Here is a 22,463-nt window from a genome sequence, read left to right as displayed (position 1 = left end):
CCGGTCGGCCACCTTCTCGATGTCCAGGTCACCCGAGCGAGCAGTTGCCCTGTCTGCGAGGAGTGCCACGACCGGTAGCAGTACCCCAACCGCGGCCAGAACGGCGGCGGCCGTGTTCTGTCCGCTCACCGATGCCCATCACGCCGGCGAGCACGGCTGCCCCGCCGGCTATCAGCAGATCGGTCGTCGCGCCCATTGGGTCGGCAGGGCCCGTCATAGGGGAGATGGCCTCCGCCTCCACAGCGGTAGCCGAGTCGGTCCTGGCGGTTCCGGACCCAGCTGGGTCCGGCGCCCCCCGGCGCCCCCCGGCGGGTCTCGCAGGCCTCCAGGAGGCGGGGGGCCATCTCCCCTGATGCCCCGCTTGCCGCGACAGCCCCGCTCGCCTCGCAGACAGGGCACCGCCATCTTCGGCTGTTCGGGGTCTGGCCCCGGCGGCCGGCTGTTCGTGACGGCGGCCGGAGAACAGCCGAGGTCGCCGCGTCGGTGCTCGCGAAGACGCCGTACGACCTCCGCTACGCCGCGGTGTCCACGTGGCTGAACGCCGGTGTTCCCCCGACGCTGGTCGCCGCTTGGGCGGGGCACGGTGTCGACGTACTCTTCAAGATCTACGCGAAGTGCCTCGACGGTGAGGAGGTCCGCATGCGAGGCCGGATCGAGGAAGCCCTCGGCTGGAAGCCTGCCGAACCGGATCCAGGAGGCGGATCCGACTGCGGGTAGGGGAGCGGCGGACTTCGGCACCACTTCGGCGCGGACCGCCGGAGTCCGCCGGTACCAACCGGACACGGCCGGACAGCCAAAGGAGGTTCAGCGAGGTCAAACCCCCTGGTAGGACGGGGGTTCTAGCTGATGATCGGAGTGTGCCCCCAACGGGATTCGAACCCGTGCTACCGCCTTGAAAGGGCGACGTCCTGGGCCGCTAGACGATGGGGGCCGCGAACCGGGGATGAGGTGGGTGACCACCGCAGCGCCCAGCATCAGAACACCGGTAAGCATAGGCGATCGGCCGTGCCGCCGACAAACGCCGCCGGCGGCACGGATCGCTCGGTCTCGACGGATCGGCCCGGTTCAGCGGCGGCGGAGGATCTCCCAGCCCGGGGTGAGCGCGGGTCGCGGGTCGGCGCGGCGGTAGCGGGAGCGGAAGAACGCGCGGACGGGACGTCCGCCGATCGCGATCGTGTGCTCGATGCGCAGCGGCGCGGCGGCGCCTGCCGGGCCGAGGACGTCGAAGGACAGCGTGACGTCGTCCGCCGCGGGCCGCGGGGTGTTCGGGTCGTAGACCCGCAGGGTGACCCGGCGCCCACGCTGCTCGTAGCCGTAGGCGAGGACCTGGTGGTTCAGGCCGAGCCGCATCGGGTCGGCCGACCGGGTGGTGATGATGCCGAGCGGGCTGAGCAGGCCGCGGTCCAGGTCGTGGCGGATCAGCGGCCACTCCTTCGCCACGCTGGTCGACGAGGCGCCGGGCAGCCGCAGCCGGCCGCGGGCGAGCTCGGTGTCGGTGTCGGCGGCGCTCATCAGGCGGTAGTAGCGGTAGACCCCGCGGGGGCCGTCGAAGCTGTCGAACAGCCGCCGGACGAGGTAGCGGTACAGCGGTGTCTCGGCGGCGGGCGGGCTGGACGCCGGCGGGGGCGCGAGGCCGAACTCGAACAGGTCCCGCACGGTATAGATCATTCCACCGCACAGGCCTCGGCTCGCGTCCCCGATCGGGATCGAGCCCAGGCCGGCCACCGGGATCCGCAGGACCGGCTGGCGGGGGAAGGCATTGACAAACGCGAAGGCATGGATGCTGGGCACGAAGTTGGACACGGCTGCGCGCGTCAGTGCGCTCCCGTTGTTCACACCCCCATTCTCGTGCCTTCCGTGTCGTCCGTGGAGGCGAAACGGCGCCCTCTGTGAGGAGCGGCGAAGTTTGTCTGGATGGGAAGAGGCCACTGAAAGCCCAGTTACTACGGGCCACGCCTGGTTCGTCGCTCCCTGTGTCGACCTGGCGGTGTGCTGGGTAGGCGAATCGGTGGAATCCGGGCGGAGGGGATGCCTGCCGCCGGTCCCGGCTGGGAGTGGCTGTCTGACCGGCGGCCATCCGGTGGGTCCCGGGGATCCCGGGGGTCCGAACGGTCCGGCGGATCGCGGCGGTCGAGGGCGTTCAGTGGGTCCGGCGCGTCGAGCGCCACCCGGACGGCCTCCGCCAGGACGTCGGGGGTGAACGGCTTGGGCAGGTAGCCGACACCGAGGCTGGCGCCGTGGCCGGCGAGCATGCCGCGGCTGTAGGCGGAGGTGAACACGACCGGTAGGCCGGGGAACATCCTGGTCAGCTCCTCGGCGAGCTGGCGACCGTTGCGGCCGGGCAGGATGACGTCGGTGACCAGCAGGTCGACGAGGGTCAGGCCGCGGGCCAGATCGATCGCCATCCGGCCGTCCGCGGCACACACCACGAGGTGGCCGGCGGCCCGCAGGACCCGTTCGGCGAGTTCGCGCACGGCGTCGTCGTCCTCGGCGAGCAGGATGGTCGCCCGCCCGCGATTGGCCCGCCGGTCGTCGCGGGGCAGTGGCCACGCCGGCGTGATCTCCCGTGAGTGAGCAGGCCGCAGGCCGGCGACGTTGCCGTCCGACGCCCCTGCGGCCAGCTGACCGGCAGTTCCGACGGCGCCGTCGGCTCCGGCGGCGCCGGGTGAACCGCCGGGTGAACCGCCGGGCGGGCTGTCCGGGCGGGTGTGGGACGACGCCGGCAGGTCGACGCGGAAGGTGGCGCCGAGTCCCGGCACGGAGTCGACGCCGACGGTGCCCTCGGCCTGCCGCACGATCCCGTAGACGGTCGCGAGCCCCAGCCCGGTGCCGCTGCCCGGTGGTTTGGTGGTGAAGAACGGCTCGAAGATGCGGGCGCGGACGTCGTCCGGCATGCCGTGCCCGGTGTCGGCGACGGTGAGGCGGACGAACGGCTGGGTGAGGGTGCCGCGAGGCGCGGTGAAGCCGTACGCCGGTGTGGTCCCGTCGACGAGGTCGACCCGGATGAGCAGCCGGCCGCCCTCCGGCATCGCATCGCGGCTGTTGACGGCCAGGTTGACCAGTACCTGCTCCAGCTTGCCCCGGTCGATCCGGACGACGGCCGGCCGTGGCGAGGGGATGACCACGAGGTCGATGTCCTCGCGGATGAGCCGGCGCAGCATGGCCTCCAGCCCGCGGACCAGGTCGTTCAGGTCGACCGGCCCGGGCCGGACGTCGCTCGTCCGGGAGAAGGCGAGGAGCTGGCTGGTCAGCCCGGTGGCGCGCGCGGCGGCGTCGCGGACGGCGGTCAGGTCCTGGCGGACGCCGCCGTCGAGGTCGCCGCGCGCGAGCACGAGGGTGGCGTACCCGTCGATGACGGTGAGCAGGTTGTTGAAGTCGTGCGCGATGCCGCCGGCGAGCTGCCCGAGGGCGTCCAGCCGCTGTGCCTGGCGCAGCTGGGCCTCGATGTTCTTCTGCTCGGTGACGTCGGTGACGATCACCAGTGTCCCGTCGACGGCGCCCGAGGGGCTGACCCGGGCGGTCAGCGCCACCTGGGCACAGACCGTCCGTGCCTCACTGTGTCTCAGCCGCACCTCCAGCCGGCGGGCCGCACCGCCGCGGATGGCGTCGAGCGCGTCGAGGGCCTCGGCCCGGTCGACGTCCAGAACGAGGTCAATGAAAGGAGTGCCGGGGGCGGGTCGCCCGACGAGTGCGGTGAACTGGGTGTTGCAGTAGGTGATCTCACCGGTGGCGCTCAGGAGGACGACGCCGTCGGAGGTCGTCTCGACGATCTCGCGGTAGCGCTCCTCGCTTTCGCGCAGTGTCCGTTGGGTGGCCTCTCGGAGCCGGAGATCCTCGAACAGGGCGGCGCCACGGACGAGCGCCGGGAACCTGCCGCGTAACGTCCAGTACCAGATGCCCACCGTGGCAGTCAGGACATCCCAGCTGGTGGCGAGAAAGTGGATGTCGACCAGGCTCGGTTCGGCCGCCACCCCGGTTCCGGTGGACGTGCCGGTCCCGGTGGACGTATCGGTCCCGGTGGACGTATCGGTCCCGCCGAGGCCGGTTCCGCCGGTGACGCCGTGCCCACCATGGCTGGTGTGGTGCGGGTCGTGAAAGATGTGCGAGCCGTGGCCGATCGCGCACGTGAAGAAGATCGCGGCTGTCGCCAGGCCGAGCGGGTTGTTACGCCACTGACCCGAGTGCCACAGGCCGCGGGCGATCGACAGGCAGATCGCGAGATACGCGAGGGTCGTTGCGGCGTTCGCCAGCGTGGACGTCGCCGAGCCGCTCATGGGCCGGCGCCTCGACCCAGAGTGGGCTGCGTGCGCGAGTAGGCACTTCTGGTGACGGAATCCCCCACGGGGCCCATCCTGCTCCGTTCCGTGTTCGGGCGGAATACAGACCACTGTGGTCCCGCCCGTGGTCTTCTGCGCCAGACGGGTGGCGTCAGGCGTTCAGGCTGGTGGGGGCGATGGCGGTGCGATGACGGTGATCCGGCGCTGGCCCGGCTGGGCGATGAACAGCTGTCCGTCCGGCCCGGCGGTGACCTGCCTGGGGTCCCGCACCGGTATCGGGCTGGGCCCGCCCGCCACCACGCGCACGGTTCCGTCCACGCGGATCGCCAGGACCCGATGGCCGGACGGGTCGGCCAGATAGACGGTCCCGTCGTCGGCGAGCGCGACACCGGTCGGGGTGCCGATGTCGGTGCTGGCCGCGGCGGCGCCTTCGGCCGCGGGGCGGCCCCCGTAGCTGGTGCCGGCGAACGTCCGGATGCGCCCGTCCGGCTCGACGCAGCGCACCCGCCGGTGTTCCGGGTCGGCGAGGAACAGGCGTCCCTGTTGGTCCACCGCGAGCGATGCGGGCCGTCCGATCGCCGCGTGCCGTGCCGGGCCGCCGTCCCCCGAGAAACCGGGGGAGCCGGTGCCGGCGAGGACCTCGGCGGTGGATCCGTCCGGGGCGAGCCGCCAGACGCGGTGCCCGTCGGTGTCCGCGATCAGCAGCGCGCCGTCCGCGGCCACGGTCACGGCCCGTGGCCGGCGCAACGGCAGGGACGCGGAGATCGTGGTGATCGTCCCGTCCGGGGCGACACGGCGGATCCGGTCGTTGAACTGGTCCGCGATCAGTAGCGCACCGTCGGAGGCCACCGTGAGACCCGCCGGGCTGTCGAGGTCCGCCGCCGTCGCCGGGCCCCCGTCACCGGAGTGACCGCCCCGCCCCGACCCGGCCACCAGGATCGGTACCACCGGATCGGCTGCGCTGTCGACACGGATCACCCGATGCAGCAGCGGCTGCGAGACGTACAGCATGCCTCCGCTCCCGGCACTGCTGCTCCCAGCACTGCCGGGCCCGGCGACGACCGCCAGCCCGAGCGGCCCGTCCACCGCCAGGTGCACGACACCGGACGTCCCGCTGCCGGTGGCCGGAGCGCGGGAGCCAGCGCGGGAGCCGCGGGGGCGGTCGCGGGAGCTGCCGCGGCGGCGGTCTGGCTCGGCTCCGGGTTCCGACCGGTGGCGTCGTGGCCACCAGCTGCCCCGGCTGGAATCGGCCGGCGCCGTCGCCTCGGGCGCCGGAATGGTCACCGCCGCCGGCACGGCCGTCGTCGCCGCAGCAGCAGTCGCCGCAGCAGCAGTCGCCGCGGTGCGGACGGCGTCCGGAATGTGCAGCGAAGCGGAACACGTGCGCAGCCAGCCCGAACCGAGGTCGCGTACGGCCGCGCGGGCCAGGGCCAGCGCGAGGTCCAGCGCGCTGGCTGGACGGGCTGCCGGGTCAGGGTTGAGGGCGTGGTGCACGACGGCGCCGATCGCCGGCGGCATCGCGCCCGGGCTGGGCGGCCGCCGTCCGGTGAGCAGCTCATGCAGGACGGCGCCGAGAGCGTAGAGGTCGGTCGCGGGGCTCAGCGCCGCACCGCTGAACTGCTCCGGTGCCATGTACGCCGGGGTGCCGACAATCGTGTGCGGCCCGGCCCCGCCCACGGTGCCCGCGGCCAGCTTCGCGACCCCGAAGTCGGTGACCTTGAGGGTGCCCGGGGTGCCCGGGGTGCCCGGGGTGCCTCGCGTGCCCGAGGCGCTGGTGCCGGTGCCGTCGACGGGGGAGGTGAACAGGATGTTGTCCGGCTTGATGTCACGGTGGATCACCTGGTGGCGGTGTGCCTCGTCGAGGGCCGCGGCGATCGCCAGGCCGAAGCCGACGGCGTCCGCCACGGGCAGGCCGTCCGCGGCGCGGGCACGCAGCGTCCCACCGGCACACATCTCCATGATGATCATGCAGAGGTCGTCGGCCTCGACGTAGTCGAAGATCTCCACGATGTGTGGGTGGCGCAGCCGGGCGAGCAGCCGCGCCTCGGCCGCGAACCCCTCGCCGCCCGTCCCGCCCGTCCCGCCCGTCCCGCCCGTTTCGCCGGCGTCGGGCAGGACGAGGACCTTGACCGCCGTGTGCCGCTCCAGTCGCAGGTGGCGGGCCTCGTACACCACCCCGAAGCCGCCCGACCCGAGAACGCCGAGCACCTGGTAGCCGGGCAGCGCCGCCTCGACTCGCCGACGGCGGCGATCAGTCACATGGCGGATCGTAGGACAGATCCGGGACGAACTGGCGCCACTCGGACTCGGTGATGCCCACCCCGGCCCGCTCGCAGATCCGGGCCCGGACCCGGTCGAGGTCGAGATCCCAGACCACACCCGGCTCGGTGTAGACGACACCCACCAGGCGCTCCCCGTCCCGGGTGAACGCGATCGCGCCGACCCCGGCCTCCGCCCCGGACGACCGGGCCAGCCGCTCGACCAGCGTCGGGTCGTCCCGGTCCGTGACGTCCCAGACCCGTACCGTGTTGTCGTTGCTGCCGGTGACGAGATACCGCCCGTCCGGGCTGAAGGCCACAGTGAGCACCGAGATGGTGTGTCCCGGCAGGTCCGCGAGCTGGCGGGGCGCGGCCAGGTCGGTCACGTCCCACAGCGTCGCGAACGGGCCGGCACCGCCGACCGCCAGCGTCCGTCCGTCGGGGGCGAACCGGGCCTCCCACACGCCGCCGGGGAACTCCGGCAGTTCCGCCCGCGGCCGTACCTGCCGCCGGTCCGAGACGTCCCAGATCCGCACGGACCGGTCCGCCACCGACACCAGCGACGCCCCGTCAGGCGAGAAGTCGAGGTAGCGGACGACCGAGCGGTGCCCGACCGTCGAGGAAAGCCGTTGCGGGCGGGCCAGGTCACCGACGTCCCACAGCTCCACCCTGACCTCGAAGGCCGGCGCCGGAGCCGCCACGAACCCGCCGACGGCGAGGGTCCGCCCGTCCGGGCTGAACAGCACCCGGGACGTGCCACCCAGCGGACCCGCCACCGCCGAGATCCGCACCGGCCGCGCCGGATCGGCGACGTCATAGAAGACGATGTTCCTCGCGGTGCCGACGGCGAGGGTCCGCCCGTCCGGGCTGAAGGCGGCCGAACCGGTCGGATCGAACTCGTCCACCACGGCGTCGCGCAGCACTCCGCGGGCCCGCGGCGCGTAGGTGTCGGTGACATCCCACAGCTCGACGGCGGTGTCCGTGGTCACCGCGACCAGGTCCGCGGCCGGGCTGACCGCCACCTCCTGCTGCTCACCGTCCCGCCCGATCAGCGCCGGGCCGGGGACCTCCCAGACCCGCAGCGACCCGTCGGACGACGCCGTCGCCAGACGGGACCCGTCCGGGCTGAAGGCGACGTCCCAGACGTTCGGCCCCTCCTGTAGAAAAGTGAGCGGACGCTCGCCGGCAGTGAGGTCGTACAGCGAGGCCCCCAGGAACCGCGGCCCGGCGACCGCCACCAGCCCGCCGGACGGTGCCGCGGCCACTGTCGTCATCTCCGACTCCCCGGTGCCACCCCGCCCGGCGAACCGCAGGTTCAGCAGATCAGGACCGGTGAACCGGCGGACGTAGCCGCTCTCCCCGGTGGTGTAGACCGTCCGCCCGTCGTCGGCGAACGCCACCGACCGGACCGCGCCCGCCTGATCGAGGCTCGGCCCGCCATCCTCGACGAGGACCTGCACTGGCAACGGTCTGGACGGATTACCGACGTACCACACCAGCGCCGAGCCGCCCCTGTCCCCGGCGACCAGGAACTGGCCGTCCGGGGCGAACTCCAACGCCACCACCGGCGCCAGGTGCAGGTACAGCTCACCGAGCTTCGCCGGACGTCCCGGGTCCGAGACGTCGAACAGGTGGGCGGTGTTCCCGTAGCCGCCGACGGCCAGGCGGTCGGCCACCGGGTCGAACGCCAGGCCGTACACCTCGACACCCGCCCTCGGCAGCGTCGCCAGCAGCCGCGGCGCCGACCGGTCCGTGATGTCCCACAGCTTCGTCAGCCCGTCCGCGCCGCCGGTGGCGAGCACCGAGCCGTCCCGGTTGAACGCCACCGCCTTCACCGCCCGGCCGTGCCCCCCACCCCGCTCGTCCGGCAGCCGGGCGAGCGGCGTCCGCCGCCGCGGATCACGCGCATCCCACAGCGTCGCCGTCCAGTCGTCGCTCCCCATCGCGATCAGCGCCCCGTCCCGGCTGAACGCCACCGCGCCCGCCGACCTCCCATGCGCCGGATAACGGGACGGGACGCCCGCACCCCCGTTGAACGCCGACAGGACGGCGCCGCGTGCCTCCGGTGTGTCCGCCGTGCGCAGCGCGACCAGGCTGAGCTGTGCCGCCAACGCCGGATTGTCCCGGCGCGCAGCCTGCGCCTGCGTGGCGATGCGCTGGGACAACGCCCGATCCCGCTCCCGCGCCGACGACACGCTCTGCTCGTAGGCAAGCCCCGCCAGCGACGCGGCCACCAGCAGCAACACCGCCAGCGCCGCCACCAGCCGACGCAGCCGCCGACCCCGCCGCGCCGCCGCCCGCTCCCGCTCCGCCTCCGCCGCGACACTCGCCTCGAAGAACCGCCGTGCCACCGGAGACAGCCCGCGATCACCGCTCGCCTCCCGCACCCACTCCCGCGCCGCCGCCAACCGGCTGCCCGAGAACAGGTAGGACGGGTCACGCCCCCCGCGCTCCCACACCTCGGCGGCATCGCCGAGCTGCTGCAACGCCACCGCCCCCGTGCGATCCATGTCCAGCCACTCGCGCAGCCGAGGCCACGCCCGCACCAGCGCCTCGTGCGCGATCTGCACGCTGCCCCGCCCGGCTTCGTCCGTACCCGTGTCGGTACCTGCGCCGGTACCTGCGCCGGCCGCTGCTCCCGCGGCGAAGTGGTCGCCGGCGTCGGCCTCGACGAGGCGGGCGGCGATGAGGGCGTCCAGCGCGGACGCCGCGGCGGGCGAAGGAACCTCGGCCAGCAGCGTCGCCCGGCTCGTCCGGCGCCGGGTGTCCGCCCCGTTCTCCCCGATCCGGATCATCCGCATGAGCAACGGGCGCACCGCCTGCTGCGCCTCGGCGTCCAGACCGGTGTAGACGGCCTCGGCTGTCTGCGCGACGGCGCCGGTCAGCCCGCCGACCCGCAGGTAGTCCGCGACGGTGAGGGTGTCACCGGGCCCGGCCAGCCAGGTCGCGCGCAGCGCGTGCGCCAGCAGCGGCAGCGCTCCCGGATCGGCGATGAACCCCGCCACCGCGTCACCGCCGTCACCGGCGTCCCCCGAACCCGCTCCCTCCAACGGAGGCGGAGACACGACAGCCCCGAGGTCGCGCAGGACGAGCTCCACCAGCCCCGGCTCGACGTCCCGTCCCGCGGCACGCGCCGGCCGCACCACGATCTCGCGGATGTCGCCCGCGGCCATCGGCCCCACCACGACCTGATTGACCTGCAGCATCTCCACCAGCTCAGGAAAGGCCGCACACTGACCGTAGAAGTCGGCCCGCAGCCCCAGCACCACGACGGCGTCGCCCCCGCCCGCCGCGGCCGAGCACAGCGCCCGGACGAACGCCTCCCGCTCGGCCTGATCATCACACTGGGTGAAGATCTCCTCGAACTGGTCGACGGCGATGACCACTCGCCGCCGCCCGTCAAGCTGCTGGCCGTCCGGCTGCCGCCCGTCGGCTGGCCGCCCATCGGGTGGCCGTCCGTCGGCCGGGCGGTCCTCCGCGGGACGTCCGGTGAGCAGCTCGCCGATGACCTCGCCGAAGCGCTCCGGCTCCCCGCGCAGGCTGTCGCGCAGCAGGCGCGCCATCGCCGGCATGCCGATCGCCTCGACCGTCCGCTGGACGAGGGTCTCCAGCGGACGTTCCCCGGGCGTCATGACCAGCCGCGGCCAATCGGCCGAACCGGCCAGCGCCCCGCCGGCGAGCGCCGGCAGCAGCCCCGCGCGCAGCAACGACGACTTCCCGGACCCCGAAGCACCCACCAGCACCAGCGGCCCGTGCCACGCCGCCTCGGCGGAGGCCTGCCCGTGGCCTCGGACGTGGGCCGAGGCCTGGGCCCGGGTGTGATCCTGAGCCCAGGTGCCGGCGCGGGCGGTCGTGGCCACCCTTGCCACCAGATCCGAGACCATCCGCTCTCGGCCGAAGAACCACTGCCCGCTGGACTCGTCGAACCCCCGCAGCCCCGGATACGGGCACGCTCTGACGTCCTCCTCCGTACCCTCCGTACCCTCAGGACCCTCCGTACCCTCAGGGCCGGCTGCCTTGGTGTTCCCCGCAGGTGACGCCCCGGTGGGCAGGACCACAGGCCGGTGGGCGGCGTCCGGCACGAAGCTCTCCGCACCCGGCGGCGGCGCCGGCGGGTTCCCGATCAGCCGAGTAGCGCCGTCCTCCGCCTGCCCGCCTGGCGCAGCCGCTCGAGGCTGCAAGGACCGGTCCGCCGGCGCCGGCGTTCCCGGCCGAGCCGCGTCCGGTTCCTCCTCGCAGCCGGGCGCCTGGGATGCCATGAACTCACCCGCTTCTCGGCGAAAGATCCAAATCATGCGACCGTGACCGATTGTGCTCTGTAAGCACCGATCTTCGGAAGACAGTCACCTAGCCGACAGGCTCTGATCGCGAAGGTCAGCGGAGCCGCCGGATTCGTCCGGACCCGAGTGTGAGGGACCCGCCAGGAAGATCGTGGACGTCCCCGTCTCCCGGGTGGCTCGTGCGGCGCGCGGAGCTCCGGCCAGCCTGCGGGGTCGGCTGCAGCAGCCCCCCGCGGACCGGGCCCCCGCGCGCCTCGTGCCACCCGCCTCGTGCCACGTCGCCAAAACTTCCTGGCCCCCAGCGCTCGGATGGGGTGCGGAGTCCTGTAGCATGACCTCCAGTTCGACAGCAGCTGACCTGATCCGCTGGGGAAGTGGTTTGGTGCAAAGCCATCCGATCCTCTAGGATGGGCAGCGGACAACTGAAGACAAACATGGTCCCGTGGTGAAGTCTGGAGTTCACGCCGCCCTGTCAAGGCGGAGGTCGCGGGTTCGAATCCCGTCGGGACCGCGTTGTACATTAGTGACACAAAGTAGAACATGGGCAGGTAGCTCAGTCGGTACGAGCGTCCGCCTGAAAAGTGGAAGGTCGGCGGTTCGACCCCGCCCCTGCCCACCCACACCAGCAGGTAAAACGAAACCCGCCGAGATCATCGGCGGGTTTCGTGGTCTGAGTTCTGGTCTCGTTTGTACCTGTTACGGCGCTGTTACGTTGTGGGAAGACAGTACATGCCAGGGCCTTGGCGGCCTGGATCAGACAGCTGCTGCGAGCTCGGTGAACGCGGCTACCAGCCGAAGGCGGGGGTCGGTGTCGAGGGCGAGTTCGTAGTGTCCGCGGCGGATGTTCTGGACCAGGGCGTGCCCCGCGCTGACGGTCTGGGCAGACCGGGGCGTTTCAACCCGCGCATCGGCCGCAGCCGGGCCGTCAACCGGCCGTGGTCGGCTTCGATCCGATTGTTCTCCCGGGCGGCGTCGACGTGGCAGGCCTCGGGGAGTAGTTCGTTGAGGATCCGCGGGTAGACCGGTGCTGTCGGTGGTGACCTCGACCGGGCGGCCATGGGACAGGGCTCGGGGGAAGAACCGGCGGGCGGCGGACTGGTCGCGGTGGGTGCTGGCGAGGACGTCGATGACCTGTCCGTGCTGGTCGACAGCCCGGCACAGGTAGGTCCACCGGCCGGCGACCTTCACATACGTTTCATCCACGTACACCTGTACCCGGGCCGGTGCCAGCAGGGCCGGGCCGCCTCAACGAGCAGGGGCGTGAAGCGCTGCACCCACCGGTAGACCGTGACGTGATTGACCTCGACCGCGTTCGGCCAGCAGCTCCTCCACGTCCCGGTACGACAAAGCGAACCGCAGGTACCAGCGGACCACCAGCACGGTCACCTCCGGCGGGAACCGGAAGCCCACGAACTCCGACACCGGCACCGGCGGAGTGACCGTCCCTCGACTCATCACCTGATCATGCCCGACCGCCAGCTCGCGGGCCTGCCCCGGCCGGACGCAACAGAGCCGCCGTGAACTATCGCTCGTCGGCCCGATCAACATGTCGCCTGGCTCGTTTCTCGCTCGGGACGCTCTCACCGCGAGGCCAGCTGATCGACATCTGGGTCCAGTCGTGGGATGCCATGGGGTGCTCGAGCAGAAGTCCGGCCAGCAGCATGGTCTCCCGTATCGACGGCCCCTCGATGACCAAAAACTCCGGTCTCTCCCCATCGAGGTTGAAGCCGCATCCCGACTGGGCGACCAGTGGCCGGATGTCTCGGACGAGTTCTTTACGTGCGGTGAAGTAGACGACGGGCCATCTCGCCCACGCGTCGGCTCCTGTGTGCCCGCGGCAGCTCGCGGCGGGATATGCGCCGATGGCGGCGAGCACGTGCACGAGGCCGCTGACGCCGACCTCGACAGCGCTGAGGACCGCGATGTCCACATCGGCGGATACAGGTCCGCCGTGGTCGGCCTCCAATCGGTCGGGTAACTCCCCGCTGCCCTCGATTCCTCGCGCGAGCTGGTCGAACTGATCCGGCCCGTCGGAGGTGGCGATCAGGAGCTGGACGAGTGCCGACTCGGCGCGGACGATGGCGGCGGCGTCTTCGCGGGTCAGTCCTGTGATGATCCAGGTCTCGTGGAAGAAACCGAGGCCGCCCTCGTCGTTGTCCAACTCTTCCGCGGTAGGGATCCAGTATTCGAAGCCGTCAGGCGGTTCGGTATGGAGGTGGATACCGATACGCGGAAGTATATGACTGTGTGAGGGTGGCTCGGGCGCTGACGGCAGTTCGCGGGGCTCGGCGTCCGGTGTCATAGCTCCGGTCCTCGGGTTCCGAGGTCCACACATCGTGCATCGACGTACCGACAGACCGCGGTATCCGGCACCGTCCGCGTTGTGGCCGGCCTGCGGCTCTCGCGGCTGAATCCGCCGCTCACTGCTGCGCTGATCGTGAACTTGCGTGCGTGTGCCGCCCTCGAAGTGGTCACGCGGAAACGGTATCTGTCCTGGACAGACCGCGGCCACCATTTAGTGATGTTCCGACCAGATGAGCGCGAGGCGTGGCACCCGTTGCCGGCGATGTGTTCCCACCAACTCGGTGGGAACCGGGCGCGAACGAGCCGGAGGCGGTGCGTCCCGTGATCCTGGCTCCGGGCTCGGGACGTCCGTCGCCTGGACGACCGTCGATCTCGATAGGCTGGACTTCGTGACGACTGATCGGGAGTCATGGGCGTCCTCGGCGGGCGTCCGGGCCTCGATGCGCTCCAACAAGTCGCGCGACACGAAACCTGAGCTGGCCCTGAGATCCGCTGTGCACAGCCTCGGCCTGCGGTACAGGGTCGGCACGCGGCCGCTACCGGCAGTCCGGCGTACGGGCGACCTGGTGTTCTCCCGGGCGAGGGTGGTCGTGTTCCTCGACGGGTGCTTCTGGCACGGCTGCCCGCAGCATCACACTGTGGCGAAGACGAACGCCGACTTCTGGGCTGAGAAGATCCGCGCGAACCGGGAGCGAGACCTACACACCAATCATCTCCTCGAGGAGGCCGGCTGGCGGGTGATCCGAGTGTGGGAGCACGAGGACCCGCGTGCGGCTGCACACAGAGTTGCGGAGGTCATCCGAGGGGGAAAGCCTGCCATCCTCTGAACGGGCGGGAAAGATCGACCGAAGCTCTCCCGATTCACCTTACCGGCCACACATGGGCTTATTTCCAACAACATGTAGCGTTTTATATCAAAATCACTACAACATCTAGCGGTGGTTGAAATCGGATCACCGGTCGGGTATGATACCTAGTGATTGGCGGATTAAAATGGCTTTCGAATGGCCATTAATCTGACAGAGATTTCTGCTGGACTTCTGTAGGGGTTTGGCGTGTCGGGCCGGAGGCGTTGCGGGAAGGGTGACGGATTCGTGTACACGGTCGTCGATCTCTTCGCGGGATGTGGCGGCGGTTCTATGGGTTTCCGAAAGGCCGGGTTCGCGCCAGTGGCCGCAGTCGAGATCGACGATCTCGCGGCTGCGGCCTATGAGGCCAACCTCGGCCTTAGGCCGATCGTGCGAGACATCCGGGATGTCTCGCTGGATGACCTCCGCGCGGCGGGAGTGGTCCCCGGTGAGTTGACCTTGCTCTTCGGCTGCCCGCCCTGCCAGAGCTTCACAGTCCTGCGCCGCGGGCAAGATGCAAGCGCCTACGACCGACGTCGCAACGACCTCATCTACGAGTACCTGCGCATGGTCAGGGAACTGCGCCCCCGGCACCTCGCGTTCGAGAACGTTCCCGGCCTGGTCACCGGCCGCTGGAGCTCTTACTTCGAAGTCTTCCGTAAAATGCTTGCCGACCTCGAGTACAAAGCCGTCTCGCACGTCGTCGACGCGGCCGACTATGGAGTCCCTCAACGTCGCAAGCGTGTCCTGGTGGTCGCCAGCCGTGTCGCCGAGCCGCAACTGCCACCTGCGACCCACCATGCCCCAGACGCTCTGCCCATGCCAGGTCAGCGTCTCCATCTAACGGTGCGCGAGGCGATCGGCGCCTTGCGACCTCTCGCGTCCGGCCAGAGGGACCCGGACGACCGGTTTCATGTGGCCCGTCGGCACAGCGAGATCGCGCTCCGACGGCTGCGGGCGGTCCCGGAGGGCGGAGGACGCGCCGACCTTCCTGACGACCTGGTGCTCGCCTGTCATCGCGACCACCAGGGTCACTACGACATCTACGGCCGGATGTGGTGGAACCAGGTCGCGCCGACCCTCACTTCGGGATGCACCAACGTCACACGCGGACGCTTCGCCCATCCCGAACAGGACCGCGCGATCACACTCCGCGAGGCGATGCTGCTCCAGACCTTCCCGTCGGACGCGCAGCTGGCCGGCGGTGTCGAGGCCATGGCCCTGCAGGTCGGCAACGCAGTACCCAGCCTGCTCGCTCGGCGCATCGGTGAGCAGATCGCCGCGATGGAGGCAGCGAGTAGATCCGGGGCTTTGTCTGCCGGTCTGTTGGAGATCAGTATCTAGTCAGACGGTAAATCCGGGCCCCAGATTGTCACTCTGTGTAATCGGGGTGCAAGTTTCGCGCGAACCGAGCGGTCCCGTATCATATCGTCCTCATCAGCTCGATCATGTGGTCCATGTCGGGTGAGTGGTTGATCATGGGCGGGGGGTTCATGACGACGTTCGAGGTTCCGGCTGCTGTCGGGTCGATGCACGCTGTGCAGATGGACGCGGCGCTCGCGAACACGATCGGCCTCCACCACACGCTCGCCTCGGCGGTCGCGGACCTCGTCGACAACTCCATCGACGCCCGTGCCCGGACCATCCGGGTTCGGATACTCCTCGCTGACGGTGCGCCCGTCGGCCTGCAGGTCGTCGACGACGGCCGTGGCATGGACGAGGCTGCGGTCGACGCGGCGATGACGTACGCGGGCGCACGTGAGTACAGCGACACCGACCTCGGGCATTTCGGTGTCGGCCTCAAGGCGGCCTCACTCAGCCGGGCCGACACTGTTCTGATCTGCTCTCGTGCGGCCGGCGCGACTCCCGTGGGACGCAAGCTGGTCAGGTCGGGTGACATGACGGCGCCGCTGGTCGGCGTTCTCAGCCCCGCGGACGCGGCGGCCAGACTCGACGGCATCGAGACCGGGGCTAGACGCGGGACCGGGACGCTGATCGAGTGGCGCGACGTGCGGACCTTTCCGAGTACCCGTGACCCGGACGAGCAACGACGCTGGCTTCAGGGAGCAATCCTCGACATCCGGAACCACTTGGGCGTCGTGTTTCATCGCCTCCTCGCGCGTGCCTCCGCACCACGCATCAAGGTGGACACCTTCGACGTCATTCTCGGTGTCACCGGGGTCCCGAGAACCGTCGAGGTGATCGACCCGTTCGCCTATCCGTTCGCCGGCGAGCCGGACTTCCCTCAGCGGCTACGGATCGAGCTGCCCGACGGATCCGAGCCCATCAGGGCGGTCGCGCACATCTGGCCAGCACGGTCACAGGCCCCGCAGTTTAAACTCGGCGGCGATCCGGGAGGCAAGTTCCAGGGCATCTTCGCCTACCGCCGTGACCGGCTCCTGCAGAAGGGCGGCTGGTGCGGACTGTGGGCCGACCGACCCGGATGGGAACTCGCACGCATCGCGCTCGACGTCGTCGGGACCGGCGGCGGCCATGCGACGATCAACCCCGAGAAGTCGGGCCTTGCTCTGTCCGCGGATCTGCGCCGAGCCTTGGAGACAGCCCGATGCGTGGTCACCGGCGAGACGCTGCTCGAGTACCTCGACGTGGCGGCGGCCGTCGAGAAGCGGGGGCGCGCTCGTCAACGTCAGCCGGTCACCGTCGTCGAACCGGCCGGTGGACTGCCCGGCGCACTGTTGGCCGGGTACGCCGATGCGGTCGAGTTCGCCTCCGGCGTCGCGCCGATCGCGATCCGCTGGCGGTGGCTGCCGCGACGCACTGTGTTCGAGGTTGATCGGAGCGAGTCCGAGCTGGTGCTCAACCGCCGGTACCGGGAGGCGCTGGTCGGCTGGGACAGCGACGATCCAGACGACGCACCCGTCGTGAAGGCGCTGCTGCACCTGCTGACGAACCAGCTGTTCCAGGGCAGCTATCTCGGTCCGCGGGCCAAGGCCGAGCTGGCGGCGTGGCAGGAGATCCTCTACCGGGCCGTGCACGCGCAGATCGACGCAGGCCTCGGTCAGCAAAGAGAGGACTGGTGAGTTTGAACCTGCGGGAGCATCTGACCCCGGAGACACTGGAGAGGTACTTCGGCGCAGGATCCCCGGTCACGGTGTCGCTTGCCGACCGGCCGACTTGTCTCTTGAAGATCACCCCGGCGGACGACCGACTTGAGCTGTGGACACCGGTCGACGGTGCTGAGCCTGACGTTGCAGCGTTCAGCCGGGTCTCGGTTGCCACTGTGCGACGGGAAGGCGAGGGGCCCTGGTTCGTGCTCGGTGTCGACGCGCACCGGGCTCGCGTCGAGGCGTATGCGCTCGTCGAGGCCGTCGTCGACAACCTCGTCGCCGGCAACTCTCTACGTCAGGCCACGGGTCAGTCCATCGCGTCGTTCCACGATCTGCTGGCCACCCGTGGGCGTCTCAGCGAGGAGAGAACCATCGGTTTACTCGCTGAGCTCCTGGTGCTCGAGCAACTGCTGACCAGTATCGGCGAATCGACGGCCGTCGGGGCATGGCTCGGGCCATGTCGCGGTGAACACGACTTCGCGCTGAACGACGTCGACCTCGAGGTGAAAGCGACCCTGTACGAGCGGCGGTCTCACCTGATCGGAAGCGAAACACAGCTGACGGCGAACCCGTACCGCCCGCTGTGGCTCGTCTCGATCCAGCTGACCCGGACCGGGCCCAGCCCCGACAGCTTCACTCTGCCGGAACTCGTCGCCAGGGTACGCCGACGGCTCATTGCGGAGACCATGGCTTTCGACGAGCTTCTGCGCTCTGCTGGCTGGCGCGAGGCCGATGCCGATCTGTACCGTGAGCGTTACCTTCCACGAACCCTGCCCGCGGCTTACCTCGTCGACGACGACTTTCCGGCGATTACCCGGGCCCGAGTCGAGGCCGTGATCCCCCATTCGGAACATGTCACGGCCGTCTCGTACCGCCTCGACCTGACGAGCTGGCCCCCGGAGACACCACCGGCGGCACTCGACGGGTTCACCGGTTCTTACCTCACGGGGGTTTCCTGATTATGAGCGGTGGTGTCGTCGGCCTGCCGCCGGCGCTGAACAGCATGCTGGACGAGGCGCCGGCGGCGTTGCTCGACACGGTCAACTTTTTCGCCGTGAAGAGGGGCGCCTCGACCTGTGACGAAAGGTCGCTAGTCGCCGCCCTCACCACGCAGGGGTCCAACGACGAAATTCGGGTCCAATTTCAAATCCTCATCGCGCGCTGGGACGCGGTCACAGGCGATGACGCCTCCTGGGCACAAGGAACCAGGCATCACACGGCCGAACGCCGGGCTGTGGTCTACCGCGCGCTCGGTTTCGCGGAGCCCTCTTGGCCGGCGATCGAAGCGGTCTATCCGCCCGATCCAGCGGGTGTCGTCATCGAGGCCAGGGACAAGGACTGGCACCACTGGTACACCGCCGAACGTCGGGCCGGTCACGATTTCTACTGGAAGGCCTACTCGGGCCTTCTTCTGGCCAGACAGGGGTGGAGTGCCTCGGCGCTTGGCCGGCTCGACACGGCGACCACTGCGGTAATCGAACGTCTGGCTGATCCGACCTGGGAGGAGCGCTTCCAGGCGCGCGGTCTCGTCGTCGGCTATGTGCAGAGCGGCAAGACCGCCAACTTCACCGGAGTCGTGGCGAAGGCGATGGACGCCGGCTTCCGGCTCGTCATCGTCTTGACCGGTACCGTCGAGATTCTGCGCAAACAGACGCAGCGACGCCTCGACATGGAGCTGATTGGCGTCGAGAACATCCTCGGTGGCGTCGATGAGAAGGACCCCGCGCAGTTCGCGGAAACCGACTACCACGAGGACACCGGCTGGCACGAAGGCCACTTTCTGCGCCACGGTGTCGACATCGGCAATCTCGACGAGGTCCCTGCCGTTCACCGGCTCAGTACCTACAGCGGGGACTACAAGCGGCTCAAGCAGGGTCTCGGCGTGCTCGATTTCCGCGCGCAAAACCAGCTCAAGAATAAGCTAGTTCCTCTCTACCGCTCCGAAAATCTCCTCTCCAGTGATGTCCGGATCGCAGTGGTCAAGAAGAACAGCACCGTCCTGAAGAAGCTTGTCGCCGACCTCAGGGTGATCCGTGCGAACCTCGGCGAGATCCCGAGTTTGATCATTGACGATGAGGCGGACCAGGCTTCTGTCAACACCCGCAAACCCCCGACATCGCAGGAGAAGCGGGAGCGAACCGCTGTCAATCAGCAGATCTCGCAACTTTTGCGGGTCTTGAGCCGAGCACAGTACATCGGCTACACGGCCACTCCGTTCGCCAATGTCTTCGTCGATCCCGATGACTCTGAGGACATCTTCCCGAAGGACTTCATCCTCGCCCTCGAACGTCCTGACGGGTACATGGGCGCCACAGACTTCCACGACCTCGGCGTCGACTACGGCGATCAGGCCAAGACAATCCACAATTCCAATGAGAAGGCCTACGTCCGGGACCTGACCGCCTCGGTCGATGACGAGGAGTTCTGGCGCGACGAGATGCAGGGCGCCCTCGACGCCTTCGTGCTCTCCGGTGCGATCAAGCTCTACCGTGAAGCCGTGTCACCCCGCTACAGGTTCCGACACCACACGATGCTGGTCCACGAATCCGTCAAGGTCGTTGATCACGCGGACCTCGCGGACAGGATCTGTGAGCTCTGGCGCTGTTCCGGTTACGACGGGCCGAGCGGAACGGCCCGGCTGCGTAAGCTCTTCGAAGGGGACTTCGAACCCGTCATCGCCGCGCTACACGGCCGAGCCGTGGCACGCGCCGAATCCGAGGGAAAAGAGCCGCCGGATGCCCTACCTGCGCCCGCGACGTTCGACGACCTCGTTGGCAAGATTGGATCCGTGCTCGACCGGATAGAGACCGGACGCTCCCCGGTCATCGTCGTCAACGGGAGCAAGGAGAAGGACTACGAGCAGGACGAGCTCGACTTCCAGGCCGGTGACGTCTGGAAGATTCTCGTCGGTGGCACCAAGCTGAGTCGTGGCTTCACCGTCGAGGGCCTCACGGTCTCCTACTACACCAGAAGAACGGGCCAGGCCGACTCGCTCATGCAGATGGGTCGCTGGTTCGGTTTCCGCCGTGGATACCACGACCTCGTCCGTCTCTACATAGGCCGCAACGTCCGCATTGGAAACAGGGAGTACGACCTTTACGAGGCGTTCCAAGCCACCGTCGAAGATGAGGAGGACTTTCGTGCGGAGCTGCGCCGTTACTCCGAGCCGGCGTCCGACGGATCTCCCCGCGTTCGACCGGAAGATGTCCCTCCGATGGTCTTCCAGCAGCTTCCCTGGCTCAAGCCCACGTCCGGCAGCAAAATGTACAACGCCGAACTTGTCCGGCAGGGCGCTGGCGGAAAAGTGGAGGATTTCACCCTCCTGCCCGACCGTGGTGACGGATCGAGTAACGCCCATAACCTGACCGCGATCCAGCCGTTGCTCGCGGCGCTGGACAGGCAGGCGGAGTTCCAATATTTCGACAAGGATGCCGGCGTTGGCGGTAAGAAGGGAAAATACTCGGCTTGGTTCGGCGTCGTATCAGCGCAGCTGGTACACGATGTTATGGAACAGTTCCGTTGGCTTCCCAGTTGGGACCCGCGCCCTCGCTTCGCAGCCGTCCAAGAGCTGATCAACGATGGCAGCTTGCGGGACTTCGTCGTCTTCGTGCCCTTACTCAAGGTTGTGCACAAGCGCCTAGGGGACCATCCCGAGCCTCTGCCGATCACCACCCTGGGGCGACGCTCCGGTGATCGTGCGGGCTTCAACGGAAGCTACCGCCGGCAGCGTGACGCGATGAAGACGATCTCTGGGGTCCTGATCGACAACCCGTCCGGACCTGGGACGGTCTTGGACCCGAGTGGGGGCGAGGAAGCGCTCGCGCTACATACGGCGACCCGCGGGGCGCTGCTGCTGAACTTCGCGCTCGACGCTGCACCAGCCGGCCCGAAAAAGCCCGAAGGCCTGGCGGATCCCGCACCCGCTGGCGACATCGCGACTCTCATCTCCTACGCCCTGCCGTTCCTGGCTAAGACCAAGATTGGCTTCAAGGTCAAAAAGAGGGGTGCAGGGGCCATCATCCGGCGTGATGCCCAGCAATGAGACACCGCGGAGGCGGTGTAAGAAGGCTCTCCGAGGTCCGGGCCCGCGCGTAGTCGCGGTGACGTGGGCCCGGGTCTGGATGCAATGCCGTTTAGGGCTTGCCGAAAAATAACCCGTAGCTTCCCAGGATCACTCGTCTTGGTGTGGTATGGCCTCCATGGAGGACGTTCAGCGGGTGCTCGCGGCGAAGTTCGAGGCGGTCTTCCCGCACCTGGATGAGCGGCAGCGCCGGCTGGTGATGGCGGCCGAGGCGCGGGCGCTGGGGCACGGGGGGATCCGGGCGGTCGCTCGGGCTACGGGAGTCCGCGAGGCCACCGTGTCGCGGGGAGTCGACGAGCTCGACGCCGGCGCCCCGCCGCTGGGCCGGGTCCGCCGGCCGGGTGGGGGCCGTAAGCGGGCGGTTGAGGTCGACCCTGGTCTGCGGCCGGCGCTGCTGGCCCTGGTCGAGCCGGACGAGCGGGGCGACCCGATGTCGCCGTTGCGGTGGACGACGAAGTCGACCAGGAAACTGGCCGAGGAGCTGACCCGGCAAGGCCACCGGGTCGGCGCGGACACGGTCGGCGACCTGCTGCGCGCGGAGGGGTTCAGCCTCCAGGGCAACAGCAAGACGCTGGAAGGCGCGCAGAGCCCCGACCGGGACGCGCAGTTCCGCTACATCAACTCCCAGGTCACCGACAGCCTGAACGCGGGCGACCCGGTCGTCAGCGTCGACACCAAGAAAAAGGAGCTCGTCGGCGAGTACGCCAACCGCGGCCGTCAGTGGCGGCCGAAGGGCGACCCGGTGAAGGTCGACACGCACGACTTCCCGGACAAGGAACTCGGCAAAGTCGTCCCCTACAGGATCTACGACCTGGCGGCGGACGCCGGCTGGGTCAGCGTCGGCACCGACCACGACACCGCCGCGTTCGCGGTCGCCTCGCTGCGCCGCTGGTGGGACGGGCAGGGCAAGGCGTCCTACCCGCACGCGCGCAGGCTGCTGATCACCGCGGACGCTGGCGGCTCGAACGGCTACCGCACCCGCGCATGGAAGACCGAGCTCGCCGCGTTCGCCCTCGAGACCGGCCTGACGATCACGGTGTGTCATTTCCCGCCGGGGACGTCGAAGTGGAACAAGGTCGTTGTGAGCATGAACATGGAAGGTGAGCGACAGCTGATGGCACGTTTACCTGACGTGATGCTGTACGAGAGATGGAGGAAGCGGCGTCCCTTCGTATCGGGTGCCGCGCGGCCCTCCGGAGTCGCCCTGCGGGGGGAGGCTTCAAACCACCCAGCGGTGCCTTAGCTAAAGACTGGAAATGGTGCTGAACGGTCTGGGAGAAGTCCGGGTAAGACCCGGGCAGGTGGGGATCAGGAAGATGAGCGAACGGGTGAAAGCCTACTGCCGTC

At 69.4% G+C, this 22,463-nt stretch carries 11 protein-coding genes, 3 tRNA genes and 2 pseudogenes; 9 read left to right on the top strand and 7 right to left on the bottom strand.

Translation table 11 applies throughout. The features are described 5' to 3' along the window. Positions 1-483 precede the first annotated feature (483 nt). The gene (locus tag B207_RS0119640) at positions 484-717 is read left to right on the top strand and encodes a site-specific integrase (protein WP_018638313.1); all 234 of its coding nucleotides are present in this window, start codon (positions 484-486) and stop codon (positions 715-717) included. Between the two features lie 141 nt (positions 718-858). On the opposite strand, the gene B207_RS0119635 is transcribed toward B207_RS0119640, so the two are convergent. The 5 genes from B207_RS0119635 to B207_RS0119615 all read right to left on the bottom strand — a co-directional run bounded on the left by B207_RS0119635 (position 859) and on the right by B207_RS0119615 (position 10,593). Continuing rightward, positions 859-931, bottom strand: a tRNA-Glu gene (locus B207_RS0119635). Positions 932-1,065: 134 nt separating this feature from the next. Further along, entirely contained in the window at positions 1,066-1,836 is a 771-nt protein-coding gene (locus tag B207_RS0119630; protein ID WP_018638312.1) for a hypothetical protein, read from the bottom strand. Positions 1,837-1,943: 107 nt separating this feature from the next. After that, positions 1,944-4,274 (bottom strand): hybrid sensor histidine kinase/response regulator, encoded by a 2,331-nt coding sequence (locus tag B207_RS0119625; protein WP_018638311.1) that lies wholly within the window; start codon positions 4,272-4,274, stop codon positions 1,944-1,946. 162 nt (positions 4,275-4,436) lie between these two features. Continuing rightward, positions 4,437-6,536, bottom strand: coding sequence for a serine/threonine-protein kinase (locus B207_RS34635; RefSeq protein WP_018638310.1), 2,100 nt, complete (start codon positions 6,534-6,536; stop codon positions 4,437-4,439). Then, positions 6,529-10,593: an nSTAND1 domain-containing NTPase gene (locus B207_RS0119615; RefSeq protein WP_407671436.1), complete on the bottom strand. Its 4,065-nt coding sequence runs from the start codon at positions 10,591-10,593 to the stop codon at positions 6,529-6,531. Before B207_RS0119615 ends, B207_RS34635 begins: the two co-directional genes overlap by 8 nt. A gap of 658 nt (positions 10,594-11,251) precedes the next feature. On the opposite strand from B207_RS0119615, the gene B207_RS0119610 reads away from it, so the two are divergent. Both B207_RS0119610 and B207_RS0119605 read left to right on the top strand, forming a co-directional pair. Then, a tRNA-Asp gene (locus tag B207_RS0119610) sits at positions 11,252-11,326 on the top strand. 31 nt (positions 11,327-11,357) lie between these two features. Then, a tRNA-Phe gene (locus B207_RS0119605) sits at positions 11,358-11,431 on the top strand. 137 nt (positions 11,432-11,568) lie between these two features. Here the strand turns inward: B207_RS0119605 and B207_RS34630 are convergent. Together B207_RS34630 and B207_RS0119595 are read right to left on the bottom strand one after the other, a co-directional pair. After that, a pseudogene (locus B207_RS34630) lies at positions 11,569-12,237 on the bottom strand (IS6 family transposase). Between the two features lie 100 nt (positions 12,238-12,337). Further along, positions 12,338-13,117 (bottom strand): hypothetical protein, encoded by a 780-nt coding sequence (locus B207_RS0119595; RefSeq protein WP_195905323.1) that lies wholly within the window; start codon positions 13,115-13,117, stop codon positions 12,338-12,340. A 391-nt stretch (positions 13,118-13,508) separates the two neighbouring features. On the opposite strand from B207_RS0119595, the gene B207_RS38585 reads away from it, so the two are divergent. The 6 genes and pseudogenes from B207_RS38585 to B207_RS0119565 all read left to right on the top strand — a co-directional run. Beyond that, entirely contained in the window at positions 13,509-13,946 is a 438-nt protein-coding gene (locus B207_RS38585; RefSeq protein ID WP_154675486.1) for a very short patch repair endonuclease, read from the top strand. 267 nt (positions 13,947-14,213) lie between these two features. Continuing rightward, the gene (locus B207_RS34625) at positions 14,214-15,311 is read left to right on the top strand and encodes a DNA cytosine methyltransferase (RefSeq protein ID WP_154675485.1); all 1,098 of its coding nucleotides are present in this window, start codon (positions 14,214-14,216) and stop codon (positions 15,309-15,311) included. 149 nt (positions 15,312-15,460) lie between these two features. Next, positions 15,461-17,008: an ATP-binding protein gene (locus B207_RS0119580; RefSeq protein WP_154675484.1), complete on the top strand. Its 1,548-nt coding sequence runs from the start codon at positions 15,461-15,463 to the stop codon at positions 17,006-17,008. Next, positions 17,005-17,994, top strand: coding sequence for a PD-(D/E)XK motif protein (locus B207_RS0119575; RefSeq protein ID WP_018638304.1), 990 nt, complete (start codon positions 17,005-17,007; stop codon positions 17,992-17,994). The genes B207_RS0119580 and B207_RS0119575 overlap by 4 nt, the downstream gene beginning before the upstream one ends. A gap of 2 nt (positions 17,995-17,996) precedes the next feature. Beyond that, positions 17,997-21,077, top strand: coding sequence for a Z1 domain-containing protein (locus B207_RS0119570; protein ID WP_018638303.1), 3,081 nt, complete (start codon positions 17,997-17,999; stop codon positions 21,075-21,077). 148 nt (positions 21,078-21,225) lie between these two features. Then, a pseudogene (locus tag B207_RS0119565) lies at positions 21,226-22,218 on the top strand (ISAzo13 family transposase); the annotation flags it as partial. Positions 22,219-22,463 lie beyond the last annotated feature (245 nt).

It is taken from the genome of Parafrankia elaeagni (assembly GCF_000374165.1).
GTDB lineage: Bacteria > Actinomycetota > Actinomycetes > Frankiales > Frankiaceae > Parafrankia > Parafrankia elaeagni.
The sequence above is the reverse complement of the archived record's forward strand: the minus strand, read 5'-3'. Positions and strand labels throughout refer to the sequence as shown.